The following is a 6,000-nucleotide window of genomic DNA, read 5'->3' on the forward strand; positions in this document are numbered from 1 at the left end:
GTTCCACCTCACAACTCGCGGATGCGGTCCAGCACCGTGCGCAGCGTCGCCGCGTCGGGCCGGTTCCGCTCCCAGTTCGAGGTATGCACTGTCACGTACCCCTGGTCCAACAGGTCGGCCAGCAGGATCCTCGTCACGCCCAGCGGGAAACCCGTCCGCGAGGCGACCTCCGCCACCGACAGCGGACGCGCGCACAGCGCCAGGATCAGCTCCAGTTCGGGGTCCACCTCCGGAGCCGCCGACGGAACCGTCACCACCTGCGACGTGATCGAGAAGTCCGAGCGTGAGGGCCGTGTGCGCCCGCCCGTCAACGAGTAGGGCCTGATCAGACTCGACTCGAACGACCACCCCTGCGGGGTCTCTTCGCCAGGCGGCACCGCGCTCACTCCCTCACCCGCTCATGGCCCGCGGGCCGCGCGTCCGACGGACGCCGCGGCCCCTGCCTCACGACCTCCCGTGCCCGCGCCTGGGCAGCGCCGACAGGTGCGGCCCCACCTGGCGCACCAGGCGGTTCACCTCGAACGCCGCCTGGCCCATGTCGCAGGTGGACTCGGCGACCACGGCCAACGAGGCGCCCCGGCCCGCTGCCAGCACGAAGAAGAACACGTTGTCCATCTCCACCACGGTCTGGCGCACCTCCGAGGCGCCCAGTTGCGAACGCGCCCCGCGCGCCAGGCTGGCGAACCCCGACGCGATCGCGGCGAGGCGTTCACCCTCCTCCCGGCCCAGGCCGGGGGAGGAGGACAGCAGGAGCCCGTCCGCCGACAGCAGCAGTGCGTCCCGTGCGCCCGCAACTCTGTCCACCAGGTCCCCCAGCAGCCAGTCCAAGGTTCTGGCCGGGGTTTCCCCGCCCGCCTCGTCGCCACCGGTGACCCGGTCTCCCGCCGTAGTGCCCGCCGACATCGACATCACCCTTCCGACCTCTCACCCGGGCGCGCACCGCGCGCGCCACCCTCATCCAGTTCCTCGGACTCCGCGCGCCCGCGCAGTGTCCCGGACTGGAAGGCACTCATCATGGACCGGATGTCCGACAGCGAGCGCTGCCCGCCCGTGGCCTGCGCCGTCACGACCGGCGCCTCCTCGGGGGCGGCCACGTGCTTGCGTCGCCGTCGGGGCAGGCCCATGTAGGTGTCCTCCTCCGCTCCGGCGGGGAGGGCGTCACCGTCCGCGGGGTCGCCGTCGGGCCGCGCCACCGCCAGGACCGCGGCGCCCGGGGCCCGCGTCGCGGCCGGCGCGGGGCCGTCCGCCACCTCCGTGAGCGACCCCGCGGACGCCGCCCGCACCCCTGCGGGTTCTGCCGCCGGGACCGCCGGTCCGGGGGCGCCGACGTCCAGGCGCCGGTGCGGCCCGGTCGCCTCCCACGGCGAGGGGACCTCCTCGGGGGCGGCCACCGCCTCGCGGGGGATGGCCACCACCGCGAGCGTCCCCCGGTGGGGCGCGGCCCGGAGCGTCACCTCGAAGCCGTGCCGTGCCGCGATCGTGGCGACCACGAACAGGCCCAGGTTCGAGTCCTCGCGCATGCGCGCCAGGTCGAACCGGGGCGGTTCGGCCAGGAGGACGTTGGCCGAGCTCAGCTGGGCGTCGGTCATGCCCAGCCCGTGGTCCTCCACCTCCAGGACGTGGCCGCCGTGTTCGGCCTCCCTGCCCCGCACCGTCACCTCCGTGCCCGGCGCGGAGAACGAGGTCGCGTTCTCCAGCAGCTCGGCGAGCAGGCGGACGGTGTCGGTCCCCACGTCGCCGCGCAGCGCGACGGGGGGCATCCCCAGGATCCGCACGCGGGCGTAGTCCTCGATCTCGCTGGCGGCAGCCCGCACCGCCTCGTGCAGGCGTACCGGACCCAGGCCGCGCCGCACCGGATCGTCGCCGCTCAGCAGCATCAGGTTCTCGGCGTTGCGCCGCAGCTGGGTGCTGAAGTGGTCGATGCGGAACAGCGCCTCCAGCACCGCGGGGTCGGTCTCGCCCCGCTCCAGGGTGTCCAGCAGCCCCAGCTGCCGGTGCACGAGCGACTGCGTGCGGCGCGCGATGTTGCGGAACATGGCCCGCACCCCCGCGCGGACCTGGGCCTCCTCCACCGCGGCGGCGACCGCGGCCCGTTGGGCGTCGTTGAACGCCTCGGCCATCTGGCCGATCTCGTCGCGCACCTGTACCCGCAGTTCGGGCACCTCGGTGTCCACGTCGACGCTTCCGCCCGCGCGGAGCCGGGCGGTCACCTCGGGCAGCCGCACGCGCGCGTGTTCCAGGGTGAGGATGCGCAGGTGCTGCAGCCGCCGCCCCAGGCGCTGGGTGCCGCCCACGGCCACGGCCGAGGAGGCCAGGGCCGCCACGAGGGCGGGCACGCTCATGAGCAGGACGCTGTTGCGCAGTTCGGCGGACTGGGTGTGGCTGAAGGCGGTGACCTGCTCGGCCTGGGTCTCCTCCACCCCGCGCATGCGCAGGTCCACGGCCTCGGCGGCGCCCCGCCAGGCGGTGGCGTTGACCGGGACGGTGTTCTCGCCCCGGATGGGCATGCTGATGATGCTCTCCTGGAGCTGGTACACGCTCTGCAGGGCGGAGTAGGACTCCAGGAGGACGTAGTCCTGGCTGTCCTCGTCGCTGAGTTCGGCGCCGACGCGGCCCCAGGTGTAGTGCTGGGCTCCGGCGGCCGCGGCGAACTGGGAGTGGGCCTCGGCAGGGAAGGCGTTGACGGCCACGGCGTGGGCGAGGACGGCGTCCTGCTGGTTGAGGAGTTCGCGGGTGCGGACCAGTGTGGTCAGCGAGCGCAGGGCGGGGACCTGTGCGGAGTCGGCGCGCTCGACCTGGGCGTCCCAGACGCGCAGTCCGCTCTCGATGATCTCGGTGTAGGCGGTGGAGGCCTCCTCCAGCGTGCGTTCGGCGGGGGAGAGGCCGTCCACCTTCTGGCGGTGGGCCTCGAGCCGGTTGAGGGAGCGCTGGAAGTCCATGGCCTGCTCGGGCAGGTCGTCCTCGTCGAAGGCGTGGAGGCGCTGGTGGAGGGTTTCCACGGCCCTGGAGGTCTCCTGGCGGGTGAACTCCAGGCGGTTGGCGGTGCGCTCGGTCCCGTTGGCGGAGTCCATGGTGGCGCGCCGTTCGCGCTGGAGCCCGCCGATGACCGTGATGACGGGCGTGGCGACCTGCTCGGTGAGGGCCGCCGTGGTGCGCAGTTCGCGGATGTCGGTGACCAGGACGGCGGTGAACGCCGACCACAGGACCAGGAGCGCGGTACTGGGGATCAGGACCAGCGTGATCATGCGGGCGCGAAGCGATCGGCGCTTCTCGTGGGGCATGGGCTCGCTTCCGGGGGGAGAGGCGGGCGAGGCTGGGGAAGCGTCCGCCGAGGTGGGGGAGGACCGGGGTTGCCCTGAGTGAACCGCTCCGAGGGGGATTGCGCAAGCCTGAAACGGCTGATGGGGGCGGGGTTGGGGTGATTGCCGCAGGTCAGGGTCTGGGCCTCAGCTTGGTAACGCGGGCGGTTCTAAAAAATCTACATAGTAAAGGCGGGCGCGTCTCTCAAAAAATACTGACAAAAAAGACAAAAAGAACAAAGGAGCGACTTCGTCGCACCGAATACCAGAAACGGACGTGGATGCAGGAAACCATGCGTGATTTCGTCCCTCATGGCGGGTACGTAGCCTCCTGCGAACGCGTCCGAACCCACGGGCCGCGACCGTCCACTCACGTATTGGCACCATGACCGGCACGGAACCGGGGCGGCCGCAACCGACCACTCCTGTCACACCGTTACCGGTTGCAACAGACCCGCCCGCAGAAGCCGGGCACACGGGGGAGAGGACCCACATGAATCTCACCGAGAACCAGATCCAGGACGGCCTGACCCGGCTGACCGACTGGGAGCTGGATCCCGCCGTCCCCGCCATCCGCCGCACCGTGCGCCTGGCCGACTTCCTGGCGGCCGTCTCCCTGGTCAACGAGATCGCCCAGGCGGCGGAACAGGTCGACCACCACCCCGACATCGACATCCGCTACAACACACTCCACCTGACCCTGAGCACCCACTCCGAGGGCGCCGTCACCGAGCAGGACATGGCCCTGGCCGCCCGCATCGACGAGCTCGTCCCCTGAAGAACCCCGGGGATCCCCGGGGGGCGGGCGGTCCGGCGTCCCGGTGCGGGGCGATACTGGTCCGCATGGAGTCTTCCGACCACTCGGCGCCCGTGCCGTTCTCCCGTGTCAAGATCCGTGTCGGCGCCCTGGTGTTCTGCGGTGACGAGGTTGCTCTGATACGCAGGGACCGGCCCGGTTCGGTTCACTACACGCCTCCTGGCGGGAACGTCGAACCGGGTGAGGACCTGTTGGTCGCGCTGTGGCGCGAGCTCGGTGAGGAGTTGGACCTGGGCGCGGCGCAGGCCGGTGCGCCGGAGCTGTTGTGGGTGGTGGACCAGCGGGTGACGCGGCCCGGTCCCACCCCGTCGCCGCGCAAGCTGCACCTGGTGTACCGGTTGCATGTGAGTCCGGCGGTACGGGACGTGCTGGCGGTGGAGGAGTACGACGAGCAGCGTGACGGCGGTTTCGAGGTCGGTGTCGTCGAGTGGGTGGACTTCCGTGCGGCTGCGGGGCTGCCGCTCTTCCCTCCGGTGGGTGCGGCGTTGGCCGCGTTGTCCTCTCCTCGTGCGGTGGTGGCGGACGCCGGGTGGGGTGCGGTGACGGACGAGGACTACGTGTGGGTGTGATCCCGCTGTGCCGTGAGCAGTGGTGGCGCGGGTGGCGTGTGCGCTGAAGAAGGGCGCCTGTAGCGCCTGACGGTGCGCGCTCGCCGCCCATGTGCTCCGATGGGCCCGCTCCGCGGTGAACCGCCTTGTGGCGACACGCCACCTGTGGATCCGCTGCGGGGGCGCGGGCGATGTCCGGGACGGTGGCCGGTTCTTCGTCGGCGGGCCCGGCGTGTGCTGTCGCCTCTCGCCGAGTGTGTCTGCCTCGGCTTCATGCACCGCGCGTCGAACGCGCCCGTGTGGCGCTGTCGCGGTGGCGGGTCCTGTGGTGGTCCTCCCGGAGTCCTTGTTCTCTCCTGTGGGTCGTGGGGGTCAGAGGCCGACTTTGCGGATGGGGTTGTCGCGCCAGGCGTCGGCGGGGCGGATGTAGGTGTCGACGGCGGTGGATTTTTCGGACCAGCGGCCTTGGCGGGCGATCCAGGCGCGGGGGGCGCCGGCGGCTGCGGCGGCGGTGGCGGGGCCGGCTCGGAGGGAGTGGGCGGTGATGTTCTGGAGGTCGGCGTTGAATGCGAGGCGTTTGACCACGAGGTTGATTCCGGCTCCGGACATGCGTCCGGTGCCTCGTCCGGCGGCGTCGGTGGTGCCGGCGGGGCGGCCGTGTCTGTCAACTGAGCGCAGGAGTGGTCCTTGGGTGATTCCGGTGTCGGTGAGGGCTTGGAGGTAGGCGGTTGTGGTGCGGACGGGGCAGGTGAGGAGGAGTGTGCCGTAGGGGACGGCGACGGTGGCGCCTGCTGCGTCTTTGTCGGTTTTGGAGGTGGCGACGAAGACTTCGAGGCCGTCGGGTACGTGGCGTAGGTCGGTGATGTCGAGGGCGGCGAGTTCGGAGCGGCGGGCCATCATGGCGTAGCCGAGGAGGAGGAGGGTTCGGTCGCGGAGGCCGACGAGGGTGTCGTCGGTGGTTTCGAGCATGCGGCGGAGGTCGTGGACGGTGAGTGCGGGGGCTTGGCGTCGTCGTCCTCCTTGGCGTGCCCATTGGCGGTTGTAGGAGCGCAGTGCCATGCGGGCGGCTTTGGTGGAGACGGCGTGTCCGTCGGCGGCGTGGCGGGAGGCGATGGCGCCGAGGGCGCGGTCGATGGTGGCGGGGGCGAGGGCGGTGGTGGCGAGGTGGTCGACGTAGGAGGCGAGGGTTTCGGCGGTGGCGGGGAGGGGGGTGCGGCCTGCGTGTGTGCACCAGGTGGTGAAGGTGGTCCAGTCGCGGGTGTAGCCGGTGCGGGTGGAGGTGGTCCAGCCGTCTGCGACGCGGGCGGCGGCTGAGGGGGTGAGTTGGGTGTCGGGG

The 6,000-nt window shown here is 71.6% G+C and carries 6 protein-coding genes; 2 read left to right on the forward strand and 4 right to left on the reverse strand.

Annotated elements, in window-relative coordinates:
- Positions 1 to 8: 8 nt before the first annotated feature.
- Genes Q8791_RS22880 through Q8791_RS22890 form a run of 3 tightly spaced genes read right to left on the reverse strand, consistent with a single transcriptional unit; the run spans position 9 to position 3,281 of the window.
- Positions 9 to 386, reverse strand: coding sequence for a DUF742 domain-containing protein (locus Q8791_RS22880; RefSeq protein WP_330093831.1), 378 nt, complete (start codon positions 384 to 386; stop codon positions 9 to 11).
- A 58-nt stretch (positions 387 to 444) separates the two neighbouring features.
- Positions 445 to 909, reverse strand: a complete 465-nt coding sequence (locus Q8791_RS22885) for a roadblock/LC7 domain-containing protein (RefSeq protein ID WP_330093832.1) — start codon at positions 907 to 909, stop codon at positions 445 to 447.
- Positions 909 to 3,281 (reverse strand): sensor histidine kinase, encoded by a 2,373-nt coding sequence (locus Q8791_RS22890; protein WP_330093833.1) that lies wholly within the window; start codon positions 3,279 to 3,281, stop codon positions 909 to 911. The genes Q8791_RS22885 and Q8791_RS22890 overlap by 1 nt, the downstream gene beginning before the upstream one ends.
- Before the next feature lie 511 nt (positions 3,282 to 3,792).
- Between Q8791_RS22890 and Q8791_RS22895 the strand changes: the two genes are divergently transcribed.
- Both Q8791_RS22895 and Q8791_RS22900 read left to right on the forward strand, forming a co-directional pair.
- Positions 3,793 to 4,077, forward strand: a complete 285-nt coding sequence (locus tag Q8791_RS22895) for a 4a-hydroxytetrahydrobiopterin dehydratase (RefSeq protein WP_330093834.1) — start codon at positions 3,793 to 3,795, stop codon at positions 4,075 to 4,077.
- 65 nt (positions 4,078 to 4,142) lie between these two features.
- Entirely contained in the window at positions 4,143 to 4,685 is a 543-nt protein-coding gene (locus tag Q8791_RS22900; protein WP_330093835.1) for an NUDIX domain-containing protein, read from the forward strand.
- A 351-nt stretch (positions 4,686 to 5,036) separates the two neighbouring features.
- Here Q8791_RS22900 and Q8791_RS22905 read toward each other — a convergent pair.
- Positions 5,037 to 6,000: tyrosine-type recombinase/integrase (locus Q8791_RS22905; RefSeq protein WP_330093836.1), on the reverse strand; the 964-nt coding region annotated here is incomplete at its 5' end.

It is taken from the genome of Nocardiopsis codii, assembly GCF_036327455.1.
In the GTDB taxonomy this organism is placed as follows: Bacteria; Actinomycetota; Actinomycetes; order Streptosporangiales; family Streptosporangiaceae; genus Nocardiopsis; species Nocardiopsis codii.